This window comes from Thalassospira sp. UBA4513 (assembly GCF_002388495.1).
Taxonomy (GTDB): Bacteria; Pseudomonadota; Alphaproteobacteria; order Rhodospirillales; family Thalassospiraceae; genus Thalassospira; species Thalassospira tepidiphila.
In genome coordinates this window covers 478,177-500,107 of the sequence record NZ_DGMR01000039.1, presented here as the reverse complement: position 1 = coordinate 500,107, position 21,931 = coordinate 478,177, and the positions used below count along the sequence as shown (strand labels likewise).

Below are 21,931 nucleotides of genomic sequence, written 5' to 3'. Positions count from 1 at the left end.
CATGATACGCCCCACATCCTCCGATGGACGCCCGTTTGGTCTGACGGTCGGCACACTTTCCCCCGGAACAGTTTTAAGCTGTACACCGCAAACGTCCCTCGGCGACGCCACGGCCAAAATGCGCAAGGCCAACAGCAGCTCCGTCATTATTGTGGTGGACAACAAGCCTGTGGGAATTCTGACCGAACACGATTTGCTATCGTTGCCACCGTCAACCTCGGCCGCCCTTTCTGAACCGGTTTCAACGCGTATGTCCCAACCGGTACATACAATTTCGGTCCATGCCACCCCGCAATCGGCAATCGTGCGCATGCGCGATCGTGGCGTGCGCCATCTTGTCACCATTGATGCGCATGGCTGCCTTGTAGGGATCATCAGTCAGACCGACCTCATCCGTCATGTCGGTGACAAAAAGCCGTTCATTGCCAACGATGTTGCCGATGCGGTTCGCCAATCCACCGTGTTTGCCCACAAGGACATTCGGGTCTGGGAACTGCGTCAGCGCATGCATTCCGAAAAATGCGACAGCGCGATCATTTCCGGTTTCCCGAACGACCAACCGGCAGAACTGCAAACCGGCATTATCACCGAACGTGATATCTTGCGCCATCTGGCAGAAGAACATGAAAACTTGACTGCAGGTGACATCGCCACCCGCCCGGTAACCTTCATTCGTCAGGACATGAACCTTGATGACGCGCGCAGAATGATGATGCGCGACAATTTCCGTCATCTTGTGGTTCATAACCACAACGGCGAAACCATCGGGGTTTTGTCCTTTGCCGATCTGCTTGAATTTATCGAACAGGATTACCTGATCCATCTAAGCAGTCTGGCCGAAGACAGTGGCAGCGAAATTACCAAGGCGCGCCAGTCCCTGGCCCTTGCCAACAAACTGATCGAAAATTCCCCGGACTGTGTGATGATCTGCAATGCGCAGTCAGAGATCGAGGCCGTCAATCCGGCCTTCACGCGCGTCACCGGTTATCAGGCCGAAGAAGTGATCGGCAAGACACCGGCGATTTTGAAGTCGGGACGCCAGAACAAGGCTTTCTATGCCAAGCTCTGGGCGGATTTGGCACGCACCGGAAAATGGGAAGGCGAAATCTGGAACCGACGCAAGTCGGGCGAGATTTATGCCGAATGGCTTTCGATCATGGCAGTTCGGGATGGCGAAGGCACAATCACCCACTACGCTTCGATTTTCACCGACATCAGTGGACGTGAGAAAAACCGCGAAGATGTCCTGCGGATTGCCTTTACCGATGAGTTGACCGGCATGCCAAACCGCCGCCGGTTTTCGGAGCTTTTGTCGCTTCATATCGGACGCGCCCGCCGGGTCGGACGCCCGCTCACGGTTGCCATGCTCGATATCGACAACTTCCAGCGCGTCAACAATGCCCTTGGTCATAATATCGGGGACGATGTGCTGGTCGAAGTATCACGTCGCATCAGCCGCGAACTTGGCCAGGATGCTGTCATCGCCCGTATCGGTGCCGACGAATTCGCCGCAATCCTGCCAAATGTGAACACCGAACAGGAAGCCGTCGGGATCGCAGAAAGTCTTCTGATGCGCCTTGGCGAAGCCCATCTGACCCGAAAGGGCGAAGACGTTTACCTTTCGGCCAGTATTGGCATTGCGTCCTTCCCCGAAGATGCCAATGACACCAGCAACATCATTCGCTGTGCCGAACTGGCAATGGTTCAGGCCAAGGAACAGGGACGTAACCGGGTCGGACTTTACAGCGTCAATCTGCACAGTCAAAAGGGGGCGGACCTTGCCCTTGAAACTGCCTTGCGCCGCGCGATCGACAATGAAGAACTCCATCTTGTCTATCAGCCGCAATTTGATGCAAAAACCGGTGAAATCGCCGGGGTAGAAGCCTTGCTGCGCTGGACGACGGCCGAGGGTAAAACCATTCCGCCCTCGACCTTCATCCCGATTGCTGAGGAAATGGGTGTAATCGGCGAGTTGGGCCGCTGGGTCATTCGCACCGCCTGCAAGCAATTGGTTGCCTGGCGTCAGGAAGGCTTACACAACCTGCGCCTTGCGGTGAATGTGTCAGTTCAGCAGTTCTATGGATCGATGGATTTTGCCGAACAGCTTCGCGCCATCATCGTTGACAAGGGTGTGGCTGCCGACCGGTTGGAAATCGAAGTCACCGAAAGCCTGTTCATGCGCAATATCGACGATATGCGGACCAAATTGCAGCGCCTGCGTGATCTTGGCGTGCGCATCGCACTTGATGATTTCGGGACCGGATTTTCGAGCCTGAGTTATCTGCGCACATTGCCCTTTGATGTGATCAAGCTTGATCGCAGTTTTGTCTGGGACATCGAAGACGGCCCGGATGGTGAAACCTTGCCGATTACGATCATAAATATGGCGCGTAACCTTGGCAAAACCTGCGTTGCCGAAGGCGTCGAAAACCAGCATCAGCTTGACGTGCTGCGCAAGGCCGGATGTGACTTGATCCAGGGGTATCTGCTGGGTCAACCGATGAGCGCAGAATCTGTTTCCAAGCTTGCCAGGGAAGCCGCCCTGTAGAACCAAGACGACCAGCAAACAACAAAAAAGGGCGGGGAATTTCCCCGCCCTTTCGCATATGCCTATCAGCAAACCTGACTTAGAAAACGCCAAGACCTTTAAGCAAGATAAAGGCAATCGCCAGCGGTGCGACAAACTTGACGATCAAGCCCCACGCACCGATCCATACCGGTACAATTCCGTTATGTGCTGCGATTTCTTCCTGGGCCTTGCCCCAGACGATCCAGCCCACAAACAGCGAAATCAACAACCCGCCAATCGGCAAAAGCAGGCTCGAACTGACGAAGTCCATCAGGTCAAAGAAGTTCTTGCCCCACAGGATCTCGACATCCGCCATGACCCCCATCGAAAGCGACGACGGAATACCAAGCAGGAAGATCACGAAACCAAGAACCACAGCCGCGGTTTTGCGATTGATCCCACGATCATCGACGAAATAGGCAACAACCACTTCAAGGATCGAAACCGCAGAGGTCAAAGCCGCAATCGCCAACAACAGGAAGAACAGGAAGGCAAAGAACGAACCAAACGGCATCTGCGCGAACACAGCTGGCAGAGTGATAAAGGTCAGGCCCGGTCCGGCACTCGGATCAAAGCCGAAGGCAAACACCGCCGGAAGAACCAGAAGACCGGCCAGAACGGCAACAGCCGAGTCCAGCAGGGTGACCCAACCGGCAGAGCCCGGAAGGTTTTCTTTCTTAGCAAGGTAAGAGCCATAAGTGATCATTGCCCCCATCCCCAGCGACAGCGAGAAGAAGGCCTGCGACAGTGCATCCGAAACCGTTGCCCAGGTCACTTTCGAAAAGTCCGGCGACAGCAGGAAGGCCACACCTTCCATGCCGCCCGGAAGCGTAACCGACCGTACGATCAGAACGATCAAAAGCGCAAACAGGGCTGGCATCAGGATTTTCGACGCGCGCTCAATACCGGCGCCAACACCGGAAAGCACAACGAAAATGGTCAGTGCCATGAAGATCGCATGGAAAATCAACGGCGAGGTCGTATCACTGATGAAGCTGCCAAAGATATCGCCAAGGGCTGCCGGATCTTCGATCAAAAGCGCCCCGGTGACGGCCTTGATCATGTAGGACAGCGTCCAGCCGGCAACGACCGAATAAAACGACAAAATCATGAAGGCGGCAGCAACGCCAAACAAACCAACGATCGGCCAAAGCCCACCTTTAAGTTTGGCAAATGCGCCAATCGCGTTCTTTTCCGACATGCGGCCGATCACGAATTCGGCCAGCATGACCGAAATACCGATGGTAAAGACCAGCGCGAGATAGATCACCAAGAATGCGCCACCGCCATTCTCGCCAGCCATATACGGGAACTTCCAGATGTTCCCCAGTCCAACAGCCGACCCGGCGGCCGCCAGAATAAATCCAAGGCGTGAGCCCCAGTGTTCGCGTTTCATCATTCGCTTGCAAACCTCGTATTGGACCGATCTTGCCAGATTAAGCTCCCACCAGCAGATCAGTTCCGCATTTTTCATTTAACGCAAAGGTCGTTTGTTCCTTTGCAATGGACAGCTCCCCAGAACTGGTTCCGATTGGTCCGCAGCTCATAGCATCAATCTTTGGAAATCTCCTTTCAAAGATCCACGCAAACGCGCAAATATCTTCCACTTTACACCTACTGCTGATTTCAAGGCCTTGTGATTGGTCGGTGATGGTGGTTTTCAGGCATGATCAATGTCATGAAAAACCCTCGCCCCCTTTTAAGTGCGCTTGCACTGTTGCTCATGACCGTATCTTCACCCGCAAGGGCTGCTGAAAGTGTTTTGCCGCGCGCGGTCGTCGAACTTTACACGTCCCAAGGATGTAACTCCTGCCCGCCAGCCGATCAGGTTCTGCATGATCTGGCAGATCAGCATGATGATCTTTTGTTGCTGTCCTATCACGTTGATTACTGGAACTATCTTGGTTGGGAAGATCCGTTCTCCGACGCCCGATATAGCGAACGTCAACGCGACTATGCCAATCGCATGCGTGAACGTTACGTCTATACCCCGCAGGTCATCATCAATGGTGATCACGTGGTACGCGCCACCGCCAGACAGCAGATCGAAACCACCAGCACCACGGTTGCCCCGTTGCGCGACCTTGCGGATATCCATCTAAGCACCATTGATCACACGCTTCCGGCAAAGGGCACTGTTTCCTTGCACGGTGTTGGCAAACCAAACCCGGGACAGATTTCGCAGATCTGGTTGATCGGCTTTGATCGCGAACATCAGCGCGATGTGCTTTCAGGCGAAAACGCCGGCAAGCGACTGGTGAATGCCAATGTCGTACGCGACATGATCAGCCTTGGCCAATGGGATGGCACCAGTCAGCAGAAAATCCCGTTTTCCATGAAAGCCGCCTATGACGGGGGGATCGCCGTCTTGATCCAGAACGGGCGTGGCGGCCCGATCATCGGTGCGTCCATGGTCCGTTTCGACGACTGATTCCCTGTTTGATCGTGAGTTTGGATTGATTTGAAACAATGCCAACCCGTCGATTGTCGGTTATTGCATGAATAATACGCTGTAACGCGTTATATCATGACGTGTTACAGAATGAATTTCAGACAATCTAACGGGTTATATGGCTGATTTTAGCGGTTCTGATCTGACCTGCCTCCGCGGCGAAAGACTGGTATTTGGCGGCCTGTCCTTTTCGGCCAGATCCGGTGACGCCGTGATGCTGCGCGGTCGAAATGGTGCCGGGAAATCAAGCCTGTTGCGCCTGATGGCAGGCCTTGTGGCACCGCGTTCTGGTGACCTTCGCTGGAACGGTGAAGACATCGCAGAGGATCGCACCGCCCATCATGCGCGCACCCATTATCTGGGTCATCAGGATGCGATCAAACCGGTTCTGACGGTGCATGATAATTTGCGTTTGTGGGGCCAGTTGCGCGGTGTTCGTGATCTTGAACCTGCAATTGACCGGGCGTTAACAGCCCTTCAAATCCATCATCTTGCACGGGTTACCGGTCGGTATCTTTCAAGTGGCCAGAAACGGCGCACCGCCCTTGCCCGCGTTCTGATCGGGCAAAGCGATCTTTGGTTGCTGGATGAACCCACCGTCGGGCTGGATCGCGAAAGCTGTGCCGAGCTGGCCCAACTGATCACCGAATTTCGTGGCCGCGGTGGCATTGTCGTCTATTCAACCCATATCGATCTTGATGTCGAAAACCCGACCATTCTCGATCTTGATGATTTTGCCATCCCGATGGTCGAATGGCTGGCCGAGCAGGACGACCTCGAAGACATGGCGCCGACAAAGCGTGCAGGCTCATCGCAGGAGGCCGCGCAATGAACGGTTTTCTGGCCATTCTGCAACGTGATCTCCGCCTTGCCCTGCGACAGGGCGCGGATTCCGTGATGGTCGTGGCGTTCTTTATCGTTACCACCACGCTGTTCCCGTTCGGTGTCGGCCCGGAAGTCAATATTCTGGCACGTATCGCATCGGGGGTGATTTGGGTCTCTGCCCTGCTGGCAGCCATGCTGTCGCTCGAACGCGTGTTTCAGGCCGATTACGAAGACGGAACGCTTGAACTTCTGACCTTGTCACCGGTGTCACTCGAACTTCTGATCCTGGGCAAGGTGCTTGCACATTGGCTGACAACCGGCCTTCCATTGATCATTGCGGCCCCACTGATGGCGGTGATGCTCAATATGGATCAGGACGGTTTTGTCACTTTAATGATCGCCATGTTGCTTGGTACACCGGCACTTAGCCTGATCGGGGCGATTGGCGCAGCACTCATACTTGGCGCGCGACGTGGCGGAGTTCTTGTATCACTTCTAGTTTTACCACTATATATTCCGGTACTGATATTTGGGGCCGGTGCAGTTGAGGCCGCCCTGCTTGGAATTTCGGCGACCGCGCAATTACAGATCATGGCCGCCATCCTGCTTTTGACATTGGCAGCCGCACCCTTTGCCACCGCCCATGCCGTACGCCAGGCCATGGAATAAAACAACAAGACGACGAGACGGGATGACCCTTTGCGGATTTCCGCACCAAGGATAAGAAAAATGCATCGCTTTGCTAAACCAAGTGTGTTTTTGAAATTTACAGCCCCGATCCTGCCGTGGCTGTCGGCTCTGACCGTGATCCTGATCGCGGCCGGCCTCTATTTTTCCCTGATCGGATCGCCGGTTGATTACCAGCAAGGCCACACCGTGCGGATCATGTATATCCATGTCCCCGCCGCATGGATGGGGCTGTTTTGCTATGTCGGTATGGCAATTTGCGGCGCGATGAGCCTGATCTGGAAACACCCGTTGGCTGATATCTGCGCGCGCGCCACCGCACCGGTCGGCGCGACCTTTACCGCCCTTTGCCTGATTACCGGATCGCTGTGGGGCGAACCGATGTGGGGCACCTGGTGGGTGTGGGATGCGCGTCTGACATCGATGCTGATCCTGTTGTTCCTGTATCTCGGTTACATGGCGCTGGTGAATGCCTTTGACGATCCGGAACGCGGATCAAAGGCCGGATCGGCGCTGGCACTGGTCGGGGCGGTCAATGTGCCGATTGTCAAATTCTCGGTCGACTGGTGGAATACACTGCATCAACCAGCCTCGATCGTGCGCATGGATGGCCCGGCCGTCGATCCGAGCATGCAATTGCCGCTTGCCCTGATGATCCTTGGTTTCACCTGCTATTACTTCGTTGTTCTGATCCTCAGGGTTCGACTGGAACTGAACGAACGACGCATTCGCGCCCTGCATTTGTCAGGCATGTTTGAAGATCCCGAAACCCCGGCATCGGCAAAAGAACAAGCCTATGAAGCGGGTCACAATGCGGAGGCCAAGCAATGAGTGAATTCTTCTCAATGGGCGGCTATGGCGGCTATATCTGGGCAAGTTACGGCGTTACCGCCCTAGCCATGATCGTTTTGCTGATTGCAACGCTACGCGGCTTACGCAGTAGCCGGATCGAACGCGAACAGCTTGAAGCGGTTTTGCAATCACGGCGCCCCCGCCGAACCAAAAAGACCCAACAGGCATCCTGAACGGAGAACGACTGTGTCACTTTCCCGCGCAAAAATCCGTAAACGCCAACGCATGTATGTCATCGGGGCGATCTTGCTCGCGGTTGGCAGTGCCGCGGCCCTGATGCTGACGGCATTTGAAGATTCGGTGGTGTTCTTCTTCAGCCCGACCGAAATCGCCGAGAAATCACCGATTGACCCCGATCAGCGTTTGCGGATTGGCGGCCTTGTGGTTGAAGGGTCGGTTGCAAAACAGGATGATGGGCAAACCATCGCCTTCGTCGTCACTGACATGGCCGAAAGTGTGCCGGTTTCCTATCGCGGGATCTTGCCTGATCTGTTTCGCGAAGGTCAGGGTGTTGTCGCCGAAGGCCATATGAACAGCGACGGTACCTTTGTCGCATCCGAAGTTCTGGCCAAGCATGATGAAAACTACATGCCGCCTGAAGTCGCCGAATCGCTTAAGAAAAGCGGTTATTGGGAAGAAATCGAAGCCAAGAACGCCGAACAAATGCGCAATTAAGCCACATTCTGCCGCCATAAAGCCCGACCATACGCGCAAGAAAAACATAGCCGCGACCATTGCCCCTTGATCTGTACCCGACCGATCGGGCAATAGGGCGCAGGGGAACTATTGGGGAAGTCATAGACGCACATGTTTGCAGAGTTAGGACATTTTGCCCTGCTGCTGATGGTGGTCACGGGAATTGGACAGGCGATCCTGTTCAGCCCGCTTTGGCTACGTGCATCGCTGCTCATGCTCTCCCCGCAACGGGCTTCTGCCACACCGGCAGGCAGCCCCGCCTTTTCCGATGACGATGATAATGACGGTGCTTTCGGGCAGACTACGGTAAAACCGGCCAGTCTGTTTCTTTTGCCTGCGGTCATTCTGATACTTGGCCTTCTGGCCGAGGGGGCGTTGATCAATGCCTTTATCGTTAGTGACTTCACCCTGCCCATCGTCTCGAACGTCAGTCATTCATCGACACCATTGCTTTATCGCATTGGGGCGGCTTTTACCCCCGATGGCGGGGCCATGCTGCTGTGGCTTCTGGCCCTTTCACTGGTCAATCTTCTGATTGCCATCCAACTGCGCAGTTCTGCGGCCATCTGTACCGATCGCTTTGCGCGCAATGCCCTTTCCGTTCTTGGCGCACTGATCACAATTCTTGGTGTCGTGACACTGATTGATGCCGACCCGTTCCTGCGCGTCACTGTTGCGCCACTTGACGGTCGTGGGATGAACCCGCAAAGCCAGGACCTTCTTAAAGTTCTGCGTGAACCGTTTCTTTATCTTGGTCTGGCGGGGCTTGCCGGTATCTTTGCCATGACACTGGCCGGGTTGCTTGACCGCAAGATTGACCGCCGGTTTGCCGAAACCATGCGATCCTGGACCATTATTTCCTGGGTCTGCCTTGGCACCGCGATTGCGATCAATGCCTATCGCTCCTACAGCGAACAGGCATGGGGTGGCTGGTGGTACTGGGATACGGCGGAAAACAGCCTTCTGTTACCATGGTTGCTGGCAACCGCCCTTTTGCATTGCCGGGCTGTTTTGGAAAAAACCGAAACCCTGCGCGCCTGGACAGCCTTTCTGGGCATCACGACGCTTGCGGTGGGATGGTTCGGGGTCTACCTGACCCGATCAGATCTGTTTGCGCCCCTGCCCGAAACACAGCTTCTGCCGATTGACAGTACCGGACTTCTGGTCGCGTTCTGTCTGGTGTTTGCGGTCGCCTATTACCTGTTCTGGCGATCTGTCGATCAGATGGGCGATGGTCGCGGTTTTGATGTCATTTCGCGCGAAAGTGCGATGTTCCTTAACAGCGTGATGCTGTCGCTGGTTGCTGCTGTCGTGCTGATCGGAACGATTTATCCACTGGTTTTGCAATGGATTACGGGCGACCCGATCACGGTCGGTGCGCCGTTCTATGTCAAAGCTCTGATCCCGATTGTTCTGCCCTTGCTGTTTCTGATGGCCTTTGCGCCAGCACTGCGCTGGCGACAGGATGAAGTCTGGATGATCGGGCGGCGCATGAAGCTTGCAGCCATCCTGTCGCTCATCACGGTGCTGTTCGTTTCCATCCGCTTTATCGACCTGTCCCCCGCACCGCTGATCGGTATCGGTCTTGCCGGTTGGGTTCTGACCGCGTCGCTAAGTGATCTGTGGGCGCGGCTTTGGCGTCACCCTGAATACGGCGAAAGCAAATATCGCAATCTGCAACTTCTGGGTCCGCGCTATATCAGCATGACCCTTTCCCATATCGGCCTTGCAATCCTGATTGCAGGTGGATCGGCCAGCAGCATCTGGGAAGAACAGGTTGTTGTCTCTGCCCGTGCCGGACAAAGCATTCAGGCAGGCCCCTATAACCTGCAATATGAAGGTGTCTCGCTTCTGGCTGGTGAAAACTATGCCACCCGTCAGGCGACCTTTATCCTGTATCGGCACTCCCTGCCGGTCACCGAACTTTTCCCTGAAATTCGCTATTACCCGATCCGTGGCGTTGAAACCCGCGAAGCCGATATCTGGCATGGTCGCGATGGCGATCTGCATGTCTCGATCGGTGACCGTGATGATGACGGCGGCCGGGTGGTAACGGTTCATTATTTGCCCATGATGCCCTGGGTCTGGGGTGGCATGTTATTGATGTTGATCGGTGGATGTTTCAGCATCCTCACGCGCGTAATCCTGCGCTTCAAGAAGACTGGAGTTCCCGCTTCATGAGATTTTCGATCGCTGTCATTCCGCTGGTTTTGTTTGCCGCACTGGCCGGGGTGTTCTTGTTAAACATCGACAAGGATGCATCGGTTGTGCCATCGGTCCTGATCGATAAACCGGCACCGGAATTCTCGCTGCCGCCACTACCGGGCCGGGACAAGGGCCTGTCGCGTGCGGATCTGACCAAGGGCGAGGTATCGGTTCTGAACGTCTTTGCAAGCTGGTGCGTCCCGTGTCGCGCAGAACATCCGCTGATCAAACGCCTGTCGCGCGAAGCCAACGTTCCGGTCTATGGCCTGAATTACAAGGAAAAGGATCCCGAGGACGGTGTGAAATGGCTGGCCGAACTTGGCGATCCCTATGCCGCTGTCGGCATGGATCTGTCGGGCCGGACCGGCATTGATTTTGGTGTCTATGGTGTTCCGGAAACCTTCATCATCGATGGCACCGGCCAAATCAGATACAAGCATGTCGGGCCCGTTACGGTCGAAGTCCTTGAAAAGGTCCTGCTGCCGAAAATCGCGGAGTTAAAGGGATGATAAGCCGCTTCAAACTTGTTTTTGGCGCACTTGCCATTCTGGTTCCGGTCATTGCATCGAACCCGGCATTTGCGGTCAACCCCGATGAAATGCTGTCCAACCCGGTTCTTGAAGAGCGCGCGCGCGAAATCAGCAAGGAACTGCGTTGCCTTGTCTGTCAAAACCAGTCGATTGATGATTCTGATGCCGAACTGGCGCGTGATCTGCGCGTGCTGGTGCGTGAACGCCTTGTTGCCGGCGACGATAACGAAGAGGTCATTGACTATATCGTTGCGCGCTATGGCGACTATGTCCTTTTGAACCCGCCGTTAAAACCGGAAACCTATATCCTGTGGGCAAGCCCGGCTGTACTGGTGGTGCTGGCCTTGCTGGCGGTCTTTGCATTCTATCGCCGCAAGCAGCGTGAAGGTTCCCCGGCATCCAAATCCCTATCAAAAGACGAACAGGACCGTCTGGACGAACTTCTTGGCACTTCAAATGATGACGGCAAGTCCTGATGAAACGTGATCGCCTGACATATCGTCGACCGGTCGGAGGTTTCGCGTGATCTGGGTTGGCTTGACGGTTCTGGCAGTTTTGGCGGGTTCTGCACTCTATGCAAGCCTGCCGAAGTCCGACGGGCACGGATCGCGTGCACGCCGTGTGACGTTTGCCGCACTGCCGGTCGTCGCGGCACTGGGTCTTTATGCGATCATTGGCAGCCCGACCCTGCCATCGCGGCCCTATGCAGACCGTGCAGGTGAACGCAACCTGGCCGCAGCCGCCGCCGTTGCCGACAACGCCACCGACCCGGATTTCAAAACCGATCAACAGATCAGGCGTTTGCTTAATCAGATTGTCGTCTCGCTTGAGGTAAACCCGCGCAATCTTCAAGGCTGGGTCGCGCTCGCACGTGGATCGCTCCGCCTTGGCAATATTGAACGCGCCGTTGCCGCCTTTGCGCAGGCCTATGCCCTTTCAGGGCACAATCCGTTGCTTGCCATCGAATATGCCGATACCCGCATCACCGCCCAGGATGGCCAGATCGACAGTACATCACGCGACCTTGTACTTCATGCCCTAGGCCAAATGCCCAACCATCTGTTGGCACGCTACTATTACGGCATGATGCTGAAACAAAATGGCAAGTCCGATCAGGCGCTTCGCGTGCTTAGCGACCTTTATCGCGACCTTCCAAAGGACGACCCGCTTGGCAATGCTACCGAAAGCGAAATCAAGGCCCTGCAATCCAGTGCCGATGCCGTGATCAGCGCCGACTAGTCTGGATTGCTGTAACTAGGCCGCAAACAGATAAAGCACCCCAAGCAACACCGCGACAATCAGAACCAATGTCCCGCCCAGTGCAATCAGCTTTATGATCGGATGAAGGTTTTCAAGCTCGCCCGGCTGCGGCGCATTCCCGGCGCCATTTGCCGATGACTGCCCCTCGTTAAACCGTCGCAACGCTTCTTCGCCGCTCATGGGCGGCATCTTGATACGATCAAGGACCGTCCCCTGATCCGGGCGGCGGTCCTTGTCATGTGATGGGTTCTTTTGCGGGGTGTCGCCGTTACTGGCTGTCATCGCAGATGATTGTGCTTAACGCTGGGCCGTCAGGCCGCGATCATTTTCCTGATCCTGCGGCTGATAGGTTGGCCATTCACCGGCGGCAAGAAGATCAAGCGACGGCGTTTCCTGACCGAACCGCGAACGATACATCCAAAGGTTTGCCATCACGCGTTCGATGAACAGTCGGGTTTCACGCGACGGAATGCTTTCGATGAAATACAGCGGATCGACATTGTCCTTAAGCGCTTTCTGCCAGCGGCCAAGATTGCCAATGCCACCGTTATAGGCTGCCATCAACTGCAAGAAGCCGTTATCAACGCCATTCTGTTCAAGCAGGTGATCAACGTATTTCTGCCCAAGTGACAGGTTGATTTCCGGCTGATACAGCTCGGCACGCTTTTCACCGCGGTAACGGGTATTGCCGATATAGCTTGCCGTTGCCGGCATCAGTTGCATCAAACCACGCGCACCGGCATGACTGCGGGCGTCGGTGTTGAAACCTGATTCCTGACGCATGAAGGCATAAATCACCGCCCGGTCAACTTCGTAACCACCTTCCGGCTCCCATGGCGGGACCGGATAAAGTGCGTTTACAAACACATCACCGGTCTTCTGGGCGATGTAGCTGCCAAGGCGCATGGTCAGCGATGCAAAGTTGGCGGTATCGGTCAACGCCAGAACTGCACGGCGCAGCGAATCATCATCTTTTGCCGCGGCCTTGCGCAATTCACGTTCGGCTTCATCGCGCTGCCCGATCTGCAACAGCGAAAGCGCACGACGCCCATGCGGATCAAGCTTCAGCTTATTGGCACGGTTTTCATCAAGTTCCAGACTGTCCCAGTCAAAGACATCATCACGGCCAAGGGCGCGCATCGCCAACTGACCATAGAACGAACGCGGATATTCCGCCGCGCGGTTCAACATGGCATCGGCCTCTTCGAACCGGCCTGCGGCCAGATCAATACGCCCCGCCCAGAACGCACCGGCGGTCCGGGTCCAGCTGGATGCATATTTATTGGTGCTCAGCGCTGCGAAATGGGCGTGTGATTCATCCATCTTGCCCAGACGCCAGGCGGTCAGGCCCGCCGTCCAATGCGCCTGCGGCAGATACTTGCCCGAACGCTTTGCCGCTTCACCGGCATATTTCAACGCAAGGTCCGGTTTGCCAAAGTAATAGTAACCTGATGCAATTGCCGCCTTGGCATGGTCCTGCTCATAGGCATCAAAAAGACGCTGCGCCTCATCACTTTCAAGAACTTCCAGCGCGCCGGTCGGCCAGCCACTGCCGATGCGATGGCGAATACGACTTTTCAGGGTCGCGACGCGCGAACGTTGCTTCGACGACAGCTTCTTGGACGACTTGTGATAATAGGGCGTGATGTTCTCGTAATCATAACCGGCACCCGAAACATAGCTGCCCACAGGCTTTTTCGGATAATTGGCCGATCCGCGACGTGTCAGCGCAAGTTTATAGATGCGCGGCGCCTGCGGATGGTCTGCATAGCTGGCAAGCCAGTCTTTCAGTTCCTTGTAACGCGAACGGTAGGCCGTCGGATGCAGATAACGCTGCGCCATCACATGCCCCATCAGGACATCATCAGACAGGCGCGAAATCAGGCGGTCGGCATCTTGCCAACGGCCCTGTTCCTGAACGGCAAAAATCTGTTCGTAAAGTTCGGCGTCACGTTCGGAAAGTGGCTTGGGGATTACGGTCGAAAGCGCGTCATCCAGAACCGGGCTGCCAAGGGCCGCCTGTTCCTGCGTGCTGGAAACAGCAGGTGACGTGGCCCCCATGATGGTCATGGTGCCAAGAAACGCGAAGAATAGGCCCTGCCTTAAGGTGCTTTTGACACCCGGCAGGCGTGTTCTTATTGCTTCGATCAAAATTAGTTTCCCCAACGAGACTTGTTTTCAAGCCGCGTGTTTATCCCGAAGCAGTTTGGTCTCGCAACCCGTTGCCTGCGGTGTTCCCCCTCGTGCAACGGCGTCCCTTATAGCAGCAAACAGCCAAACCGCGAAATCATTTATCTGGAATCAAGCACTTGGCCCACACCAGAATACGCACCCCGAACGCATGCATATCTCCCATGCATACAGTCAGTTTATCGCCAATTCCTTAAAGCTTTTGTGCAATCGCGCGCAAATCACGCCAGGCAAGGCGTTTCTGTTCCGGTGTGCGCAGAAGATAGGCCGGATGGAACATCGCGGTCAGGTCGGCCTTTTTGCCATCGGCAAAGGAAATTTCCTTCCAGGTGCCGCGCAAACGCGTGATCCCGCGATCTTCTTCCATCAGGGTCTTGGCCGAACTGCCGCCAAGACACACCACAACCTTGGGCCCGATCAATTCAAGATGACGGCGCACAAACGGTTCACATACTGCGACTTCGGCTGTGGTCGGCTGGCGGTTTCCCGGTGGCCGCCATGGCAGGATATTGGTGATGTAAACTTCTTCACGTGCCAAGCCGATGGATCGCAACATGGCATCCAGTAACTTGCCACTTGGCCCGACAAACGGCAGTCCCTGACGGTCCTCTTCGGCACCGGGTGCTTCACCGACCAGAACCAGCTTGGCCTCGACATTGCCGGTGCCAAAAACGGTATTGCTGGCGGACTTCTTAAGGGCACAGCCTTCAAACTTTTCAATCGCCGCCTTGAGTTCCTCAAGACTGTTTGCCGCGGCCGCTGCATCACGTGCGGACTGGCGTGCTTCATGCGGCGTGTCAGACAGTAAAAACCCACCATCCGCGCCAGCAGGGATTGGTGCCGGGCCGTTGCCAGCCGCCTGTACCGGACGGGCCGACGCCCCTGCCGGGCGCTGCGGGTTGTTGCCCGCATTCGCGCCAAATCCCGGTCGGTTCGACGCGTTCTGACGCAGGCTTTCGGACGCCTTGAAACGGTCAAGCGGCTCGTCGGCGATGGCCTCATCCGCGCCCATTTCAAATTGCCAGACAAGGGCCTCGAACGGGTCGAGATTATTTACATCAAAGTCTGTAATTGGTTTGCTCATCTACACTAAGGCGATGTATGTTGCACCGCGAACGGGATCGCGACTGCTGCTTGGGACGACCTTATACGATTTTGGGTCCTTTGTGCCAGAGTACAAACGCGACACCGTTCGTGACTATGGATTGTCAACTGATCCCATGATCGGTATAGCTGTATTCATAGAGAATTATGAGAGAATTCAGGGCTTGGGCGAGACTCTGAACGGTGAATACCGGCTCACGGCCAACGAACGGAAACAGTTCGATACGGTCGCCAGCCAAAGGAGAGAGGCCAAATGGAACGGGAATCCATGGAATTTGACGTGGTCGTTGTTGGTGCCGGTGTATCCGGTCTGTCAGCGGCCATCAAGCTGATGCAACTCGCCCAGGAACAGGAAAAAGAAATCACCGTCTGTGTGGTTGAAAAAGGTTCCGAGGTCGGCGCACACACCCTTTCAGGGGCCGTGATGGAGCCGCGCTCGATCAATGAACTTTTCCCGGACTGGAAAGAACGCGGCGCACCGCTGAACGTGCCGGCTGGCGAAGACCAGTTCATGATGCTGAGCGAAACTGGCGCGAAAAAGCTGCCGACCCCGCCGCAGATGCACAACAAGGGCAACTATATCGTAAGCCTTGGCAATGTTTGCCGCTGGCTTGGCGAACAGGCCGAGGCCCTTGGTGTTGAAGTTTATCCGGGCTTTGCCGCCGCCGAAGTGCTGTTTAACGAAGACGGATCGGTCAAGGGTATCGCCACCGGTGATATGGGCCTGCAACGTGATGGCACGCCGGGTCCGAACCATGAACCGGGTATGGAACTGCATGCCAAATACACCTTCTTTGCCGAAGGGTGCCGTGGCTCGCTGTCCGAACAGCTGATCAAGAAATTTGATCTGCGCAAAAATTCCGATCCGCAAACCTATGGCATCGGGATCAAGGAGCTCTGGGAAGTTGACCCCGAAGTCCACAAGGAAGGCCTGATTCAGCACACCGTTGGCTGGCCGCTGGACAAGGACACCTATGGCGGGTCGTTCCTCTATCACCTTGATAACAATCAGGTGGTTGTTGGTTTCGTGATCGGTCTTGATTACGAAAACCCGCATCTCAGCCCGTTTGACGAGTTCCAGCGTTTCAAGACGCACCCGGAAATCCGCAAGATCTTTGAAAACGGTCGTCGCATCTCGTACGGCGCACGTGCGCTGAACGAAGGCGGTTTCCAGTCGATCCCGGATCTTGTCTTCCCGGGCGGCTGCCTGATCGGCTGTTCGGCGGGCTTCATGAACGTGCCGAAGATCAAGGGCTCGCACACCGCAATGAAGACCGGCATGCTGGCCGCCGAGGCCGCGTTTGAGGCCCTTACGGCCGACGAAACGCCTGCACAGATGGACAGCTACCCGCAGCGTCTGAAAGACAGCTGGGTCTATCCGGAACTGCACAAGGTGCGTAACATCCGACCGAGCTTCGCCAAGTGGGGCTTCTGGGGTGGCATGGCCTACAGTGCGGTTGATACCTATCTGTTCGGCGGCAAGGCACCCTGGACCTTTAAAAACCATGCGGATCATGCCTGCCTGAAGCCAGCAGCAGAAATGCCAAAGATCGACTATCCGAAACCGGATGGCAAAATCAGCTTCGACAAGCTGTCATCGGTCTTCCTGTCGAACACCAACCACAGCGAAGATCAGCCGATCCACCTGACGCTGAAAGATGCAAGTGTTCCGGTAAACACCAACCTTGCCGTCTATGACGGGCCAGAGGCACGTTTCTGCCCGGCCGGTGTCTATGAATTCGTCGAAGACGAAGACAATGGTGGCAAGCGCCTGCAGATCAACGCGCAAAACTGCGTGCATTGCAAAACCTGCGACATCAAGGACCCAACCCAGAACATCGTTTGGGTCGTGCCCGAAGGCGGTGGCGGGCCTAACTATCCGAATATGTAAGCCTTTTTGACTTTCCTCATACAAATAAGGGCCGCTTTTTGCGGCCCTTATTATTCAGTCTGATGATTTGGTCACTTGGTCATTTGATCATTCTGGCGCATAGCCAAAAGCAACCGGCGGATTTGCCGCGGTTTCGGTCCAGATACTTTTGGGCTGCATATATTCCATCAAGCCTTCCTTGCCGCTGGATCGGCCATAGCCACTATGTCCAAACCCGCCAAACGGCGACATGACATTGATGGTCTTATAGCTGTTAATCCAGAACGTCCCGGCCCGCACATTGGCTGCCACCCTGTGCGCGCGATCCACCGCACCGGTCCAAACCGCCCCGGCCAGGCCAAATTTGCTGTCATTGGCGATGGCAATGGCTTCGGCCTCGTCCTCAAACGGGATGACCGAAACAACCGGTCCAAAGATTTCGTCACGCGCAATCGACATATCGTTGCGGACATTGCCAAGAACCGTCGGACGCAAGAAATACCCATCGGCACAAGCCCCCCCATCCGGGCGGGCACCACCCGCAAGAATATCGGCCCCTTCAGCACGCCCCGCCGCGATCAGGCGATTTACCGTCTGATACTGGGCATCATTGTTGATCGGGCCAATCTGGGTTGCGGTATCAAGCGGATCGCCCACCGGAATATGATTGGCACCCGTAACCAGCATTTCCTGAAACTGATCCAACACTGAACGCTGGACCAACAGGCGCGAACCGGCAACACAGCTTTGCCCGGCTCCGCTAAAGATCGCGGCCTGCGCGCCAGTCACGGCACGCTTAAGATCGGCATCTTCGAACACGATGTTTGCCGATTTCCCGCCAAGCTCAAGAACACACGGCACGATATTCTGGGCGGCTTGGGCCGCGATAACAGAACCGGTTTTGGGGGATCCAACAAAGACGACCTTGCGGGTAGCATCGTGGGTTGTCGCCGCAACACCCGTGGTATGGCCCAATCCTGCCAGTACCGAAATAACACCATCCGGCAAACCTGCCTTTTTCGACAAAACGCCAAGCGCAACAGAGGTCAGCGGCGTCATTTCCGACGGTTTAAGAACCGCCGCATTGCCCGCACACAAGGCCGGGGCCAACTGCCAACCGGCCGTGAAGATCGGCGCGTTCCAGGGCGTTATTTGCGTAACAACGCCATATGGCTCGGGACGGGTATAGTTCAGATGGCTGGTCGGGACGGGGATAACATCGCCATGAAGCTTGTCTGCCCAACCGGCATAATATTCAAACATCTCCGCGACTTTAAGCACCTCGACCAGCGTATCGCGGATCGGCTTACCGGCAGAAACGCATTCGAGAAGTGCCAGCTGTTCAAGATGATCGCGGACCTGGGCGCCAATTTTCCAAAGAATGCGGCCACGTTCCGCCGCCGTCATCGCCCACCAGACACGCTGCCCAGCAACCGCCGCCTTCATAGCTGCATCGACTACATCGCCACCGGCATCATTGAACGTCAAGAACGCCTTGCCGGTTGCAGGATCGATCAATTCGATATCATCGCCTTTGCCCGGCATGATCGCACCATTGACCCAACTGCCAACAACACCATCGGCAAAGAACGGTGCCATGGCCTTGGCATAGTCACGGGCCATGAGGGTATCTGCGCTGCTCATTGTCATTCTCCTGCCTTGGCGGTGTTGGTGTTCGCGGTCAATTCGGTGATGCGATTGAAATCCATGTCATCGGAAAGCGCCGCTGCGCTGTCCTGCCAAATCTGTCCGGCCAGTTGACTGACCGGAAGCGCCACGTCCTTTTGCGATGCCAAATCCATGGCAAGGCGCATGTCCTTGCGCATCAACCCCATGGTAAAGCCACTGTCAAACTGCCCGGTGAGAACCCATTTCGGATAATTGACTTCGCTAACAGCACTGCGCCCTGAACCGGCATTAAGTGCGGAGATCAGGTAGTTGGTATCCACCCCGGCCGCCTTGCCCAGTGCAACAGCTTCGCGCATGGTCAAAAGATGGGTCGCAACCAGCATGTTGTTGATAATCTTGACGGCATGACCAGCCCCCACCGGGCCAACATGGGTAATCTTGCCACCCAGAACTGAAAGAATCGGCATCGCCTTGGCAAAACCGGCATCATCGCCGCCAACCATCATGGTCAGTTGCCCACTATTGGCACCAGCGGGGCCACCACTGACCGGCGCATCAATCAGGACATGACCGATCACGCGCAAAGCCGCGTCAAGTTCGCGGGTCACATCGGGTTCAGACGTTGTCGTATCAATGATCAGGCGCGGCGCAAGATCACAAGATGCAAGGCCATTATCCCCGGTCAGAACGGTTTGCACGTGGCGTGCTGTCGGCAAGGAAAGAATGATGGTCTCACAGGCACTAAAAAGTTCCTGTTGGGTGGCAACAATGGTCACACCATCGCGCGCAGCATCCGCCTGGCGTTCGACGGAAAGGTCAAATCCCGTTACCGCGTGACCCTCGCGCAAAAGTGTGCGCGCCATGCCAAGTCCCATATTTCCAAGCCCAATGACCCCGACGGTTCCGCTGTCATTGATGTGTGTTTGTGTCACGATTGCTGCCTCTTTGCTGCTTTGGGGTCGTTACGCGCTGTATCAAAGTTGACAATCTTCGCCTTTGACCGCTCTTTTCCGCCCTTTTCTGTTTTGATTTCCTGATCAACTTCCGGCGGAAGCACCGCTGTTTCAAGATCAATTGCCGGAACATGTTGTTGCCGAAACAGCAACAGATATGCTCTGATTACGACATCGCCCCACAATTCGAAGCCCCGATATGAAGATCGATGACAAACCTCTCCGTTATTTTTTGGCTGTTTTCGAAGCCGGTTCGATCCGGACTGCTGCCGAGAACTTGCGCATTGCCCCCTCCGCGATCAGTCGACAGATCTCAAGCCTTGAGGCCCATCTGAATACGCTTTTGATGGAACGCACCAAACGCGGGATCATCTTTACCGAAACGGGACATATGGTTGCGGCACATGCACGCAAGCGCATTGAAATCGACGAAGCATTTGCAGTTGATCTGGCCGCCGCCCGTGGCGCCATTGCCGGGACGGTGCGCATCGCAACCGGGGAGGGCTTTGTTGTCGATCTTGTTAATCACGTGATCCGCCCTCTGCGCGACGAGTTCCCCGATATTCGGCTTGAAGTCGATGTTGCCGGAACCGAGAAGATCACCCATGGCATTCTACGCGATGACTATGATCTGGGGCTGGTTTTCAACCCGCCGCGCACACCAGAGCTCGAATTACTTGCAGAAAACCACAGCCCGCTTTGCGTGCTGGTCCCGCCGGAATTTGCCCTTGCCTCCAAGCAAAGCTGCAAACTGAATGAAACGCTGAATTATCCGGCCGCCTTGCTGGATCAGAATTTCGGGGTGTCCAAACTTTTGGCAAATGCCGATCCGGGAAATCGCGTTGCGCGGGATGCTTTTCTGACCGCCGATTCGATCAATGTTGCCATTCACTTTGTCCTGTCGGGGGGCGGCATTACCTATCTGCCTGCGTTTGCGGTATCACGACAACTACGCAGAGGAGAAGTCGTTGCCATCCCGATGACCGATCCCTTCCTGGCGCGTGTTCCTTCACACTTGCTGGTGCGTAAGGAGCGCCCCAAAACCGCCGCTGTGCGGGCTGTTACAGGCATGATCCGCGATCGGATGGAGGCATTTGGCTCCGCCTGGTATCCCGAAGAACATGAATAACCTTGCGTGACCTGTTGCCATTTCGGCAACAGAAGCATCCCAAAATGGCACTTGCCCATGAATCGGCATGTTCCCATTCTCGGTCGGAAATTCCGGATCTAAAAATGGCAAAACGATGAATTTTGCGTCGCCGGATTTTACAGGGATGACAAGGCGCGTTTGGTTTCCCGCATCAATGGGAAAGGTGTCCTTGCGTCGTAAACGCCACTGTCTGTCAAGGAGACTGGGAAATGAATGCGCTTCGGGGACAAATGGGGCTATGGAAGCTCCATTTAGCCGTTATCATCATTGGGGCAATCGCCGAGCTGATCGGCATCCGCAAAATTCCGTTGGGAATTGGGGCAATCCTTCTGTTGCCGCTGCTTTATGCCTTTATCATGGCAGCCCTTATGAATCCGAATGTCATGCCGAAATTTGGCAAGTTCATCGGTGAAAAAGAAGTCAAGGCGGCCTCACCGCTGATCGTCATTGCGATCATGCCGTTCATCGCCAAATTCGGAACCACCATCGGCCCGGCAATCGAAACCATCATCGAAGCGGGTCCTGCGCTGTTGCTGCAGGAACTTGGGAACCTCGGCACGATTGTTCTGGCATTCCCGCTGGCGGTTTGGGGCCTGAAAATGGGCCGTGAGGCCATTGGTGCGACCTTCTCGATCGCACGTGAACCGAACCTTGCCATCATTGCCGACCGTTACACGCTTAAAAGCCCGGAAGGTGCGGGTGTCATGGGCGTCTATGTGATCGGCACACTTTTCGGCACCTTCATTTTTGCCATTCTGGCGTCGCTGTTTGCCAGCATTGATGTTTTTGATCCGCGCGCCCTTGCAATGGCATGCGGGATCGGCAGTGGATCAATGATGGCGGCCTGCACTGGTGCGCTGACGGAAGTTGTCCCTTCCATGAAGGACGAAATCCTTGCACTTGCCGGGGCGAGCAACCTTTTGACCTATGCAACGGGTCTTTATGCCGGACTGTTTATT

At 55.5% G+C, this 21,931-nt stretch carries 21 protein-coding genes; 14 read left to right on the top strand and 7 right to left on the bottom strand.

The window, feature by feature from the left end; translation table 11 throughout:
• The first annotated feature begins 1 nt into the window (after window position 1).
• Window positions 2-2,548, top strand: a complete 2,547-nt coding sequence (locus B2T33_RS19165) for an EAL domain-containing protein (protein ID WP_286792906.1) — start codon at window positions 2-4, stop codon at window positions 2,546-2,548.
• A 79-nt stretch (window positions 2,549-2,627) separates the two neighbouring features.
• Here the strand turns inward: B2T33_RS19165 and B2T33_RS19160 are convergent, their stop codons facing one another.
• The gene (locus tag B2T33_RS19160) at window positions 2,628-3,968 is read right to left on the bottom strand and encodes a sodium-dependent transporter (RefSeq protein WP_252723983.1); all 1,341 of its coding nucleotides are present in this window, start codon (window positions 3,966-3,968) and stop codon (window positions 2,628-2,630) included.
• Window positions 3,969-4,247: 279 nt separating this feature from the next.
• Between B2T33_RS19160 and B2T33_RS19155 the strand changes: the two genes are divergently transcribed.
• The 10 genes from B2T33_RS19155 to B2T33_RS19110 all read left to right on the top strand — a co-directional run bounded on the left by B2T33_RS19155 (window position 4,248) and on the right by B2T33_RS19110 (window position 12,055).
• Complete coding sequence (locus B2T33_RS19155; protein WP_252723984.1) at window positions 4,248-5,000, top strand: DUF1223 domain-containing protein; 753 nt, start codon at window positions 4,248-4,250, stop codon at window positions 4,998-5,000.
• A 139-nt stretch (window positions 5,001-5,139) separates the two neighbouring features.
• The gene (gene ccmA / locus B2T33_RS19150) at window positions 5,140-5,853 is read left to right on the top strand and encodes a heme ABC exporter ATP-binding protein CcmA (RefSeq protein ID WP_197146010.1); all 714 of its coding nucleotides are present in this window, start codon (window positions 5,140-5,142) and stop codon (window positions 5,851-5,853) included.
• Window positions 5,850-6,515: a heme exporter protein CcmB gene (gene ccmB, locus B2T33_RS19145; RefSeq protein ID WP_008889228.1), complete on the top strand. Its 666-nt coding sequence runs from the start codon at window positions 5,850-5,852 to the stop codon at window positions 6,513-6,515. The genes ccmA and ccmB overlap by 4 nt, the downstream gene beginning before the upstream one ends.
• A 60-nt stretch (window positions 6,516-6,575) precedes the next feature.
• Window positions 6,576-7,364 carry a heme ABC transporter permease gene (locus tag B2T33_RS19140; protein WP_197146011.1) on the top strand — a complete coding sequence of 263 codons (789 nt, stop codon included), beginning with the start codon at window positions 6,576-6,578 and terminating at the stop codon, window positions 7,362-7,364.
• Window positions 7,361-7,558, top strand: coding sequence for a heme exporter protein CcmD (gene ccmD / locus B2T33_RS19135; RefSeq protein WP_008889226.1), 198 nt, complete (start codon window positions 7,361-7,363; stop codon window positions 7,556-7,558). Before B2T33_RS19140 ends, ccmD begins: the two co-directional genes overlap by 4 nt.
• Before the next feature lie 13 nt (window positions 7,559-7,571).
• A complete protein-coding gene (ccmE, locus tag B2T33_RS19130) occupies window positions 7,572-8,060 on the top strand; it encodes a cytochrome c maturation protein CcmE (RefSeq protein ID WP_008889225.1) in 489 nt (162 codons plus the stop codon).
• 132 nt (window positions 8,061-8,192) lie between these two features.
• On the top strand, window positions 8,193-10,262 hold the full coding sequence (locus tag B2T33_RS19125; protein WP_197146012.1) for a heme lyase CcmF/NrfE family subunit: 2,070 nt from the start codon (window positions 8,193-8,195) through the stop codon (window positions 10,260-10,262).
• Window positions 10,259-10,795, top strand: coding sequence for a DsbE family thiol:disulfide interchange protein (locus B2T33_RS19120; protein WP_286792905.1), 537 nt, complete (start codon window positions 10,259-10,261; stop codon window positions 10,793-10,795). The genes B2T33_RS19125 and B2T33_RS19120 overlap by 4 nt, the downstream gene beginning before the upstream one ends.
• On the top strand, window positions 10,792-11,292 hold the full coding sequence (locus tag B2T33_RS19115; protein WP_286792904.1) for a cytochrome c-type biogenesis protein: 501 nt from the start codon (window positions 10,792-10,794) through the stop codon (window positions 11,290-11,292). The genes B2T33_RS19120 and B2T33_RS19115 overlap by 4 nt, the downstream gene beginning before the upstream one ends.
• Before the next feature lie 46 nt (window positions 11,293-11,338).
• Complete coding sequence (locus B2T33_RS19110) at window positions 11,339-12,055, top strand: tetratricopeptide repeat protein (RefSeq protein ID WP_286792903.1); 717 nt, start codon at window positions 11,339-11,341, stop codon at window positions 12,053-12,055.
• Window positions 12,056-12,070: 15 nt separating this feature from the next.
• Here the strand turns inward: B2T33_RS19110 and B2T33_RS19105 are convergent, their stop codons facing one another.
• The 3 genes from B2T33_RS19105 to B2T33_RS19095 form a co-directional block, all read right to left on the bottom strand.
• Entirely contained in the window at window positions 12,071-12,358 is a 288-nt protein-coding gene (locus B2T33_RS19105) for a hypothetical protein (RefSeq protein WP_286792902.1), read from the bottom strand.
• 15 nt (window positions 12,359-12,373) lie between these two features.
• Window positions 12,374-14,227, bottom strand: coding sequence for a transglycosylase SLT domain-containing protein (locus B2T33_RS19100; RefSeq protein WP_286792901.1), 1,854 nt, complete (start codon window positions 14,225-14,227; stop codon window positions 12,374-12,376).
• A 232-nt stretch (window positions 14,228-14,459) separates the two neighbouring features.
• Window positions 14,460-15,350, bottom strand: coding sequence for a uracil-DNA glycosylase (locus B2T33_RS19095; RefSeq protein ID WP_286792900.1), 891 nt, complete (start codon window positions 15,348-15,350; stop codon window positions 14,460-14,462).
• A 273-nt stretch (window positions 15,351-15,623) separates the two neighbouring features.
• Between B2T33_RS19095 and B2T33_RS19090 the strand changes: the two genes are divergently transcribed.
• On the top strand, window positions 15,624-17,261 hold the full coding sequence (locus tag B2T33_RS19090) for an electron transfer flavoprotein-ubiquinone oxidoreductase (RefSeq protein ID WP_008889217.1): 1,638 nt from the start codon (window positions 15,624-15,626) through the stop codon (window positions 17,259-17,261).
• Between the two features lie 87 nt (window positions 17,262-17,348).
• On the opposite strand, the gene B2T33_RS19085 is transcribed toward B2T33_RS19090, so the two are convergent.
• The 3 genes from B2T33_RS19085 to B2T33_RS19075 are packed head-to-tail and all read right to left on the bottom strand — an operon-like array spanning window position 17,349 to window position 20,007.
• A complete protein-coding gene (locus B2T33_RS19085) occupies window positions 17,349-18,884 on the bottom strand; it encodes an aldehyde dehydrogenase family protein (protein WP_286792899.1) in 1,536 nt (511 codons plus the stop codon).
• 2 nt (window positions 18,885-18,886) lie between these two features.
• A complete protein-coding gene (locus tag B2T33_RS19080) occupies window positions 18,887-19,801 on the bottom strand; it encodes an NAD(P)-dependent oxidoreductase (RefSeq protein WP_286792898.1) in 915 nt (304 codons plus the stop codon).
• Window positions 19,798-20,007, bottom strand: a complete 210-nt coding sequence (locus B2T33_RS19075; protein WP_286792897.1) for a hypothetical protein — start codon at window positions 20,005-20,007, stop codon at window positions 19,798-19,800. The genes B2T33_RS19080 and B2T33_RS19075 overlap by 4 nt, the downstream gene beginning before the upstream one ends.
• A gap of 14 nt (window positions 20,008-20,021) precedes the next feature.
• Here B2T33_RS19075 and B2T33_RS19070 point away from each other — a divergent pair, with 14 nt between their 5' ends.
• Complete coding sequence (locus B2T33_RS19070) at window positions 20,022-20,951, top strand: LysR family transcriptional regulator (RefSeq protein ID WP_008889214.1); 930 nt, start codon at window positions 20,022-20,024, stop codon at window positions 20,949-20,951.
• 230 nt (window positions 20,952-21,181) lie between these two features.
• A partial coding sequence (locus B2T33_RS19065) for a DUF3100 domain-containing protein (protein ID WP_286792896.1) occupies window positions 21,182-21,931 on the top strand: 750 nt, incomplete at its 3' end.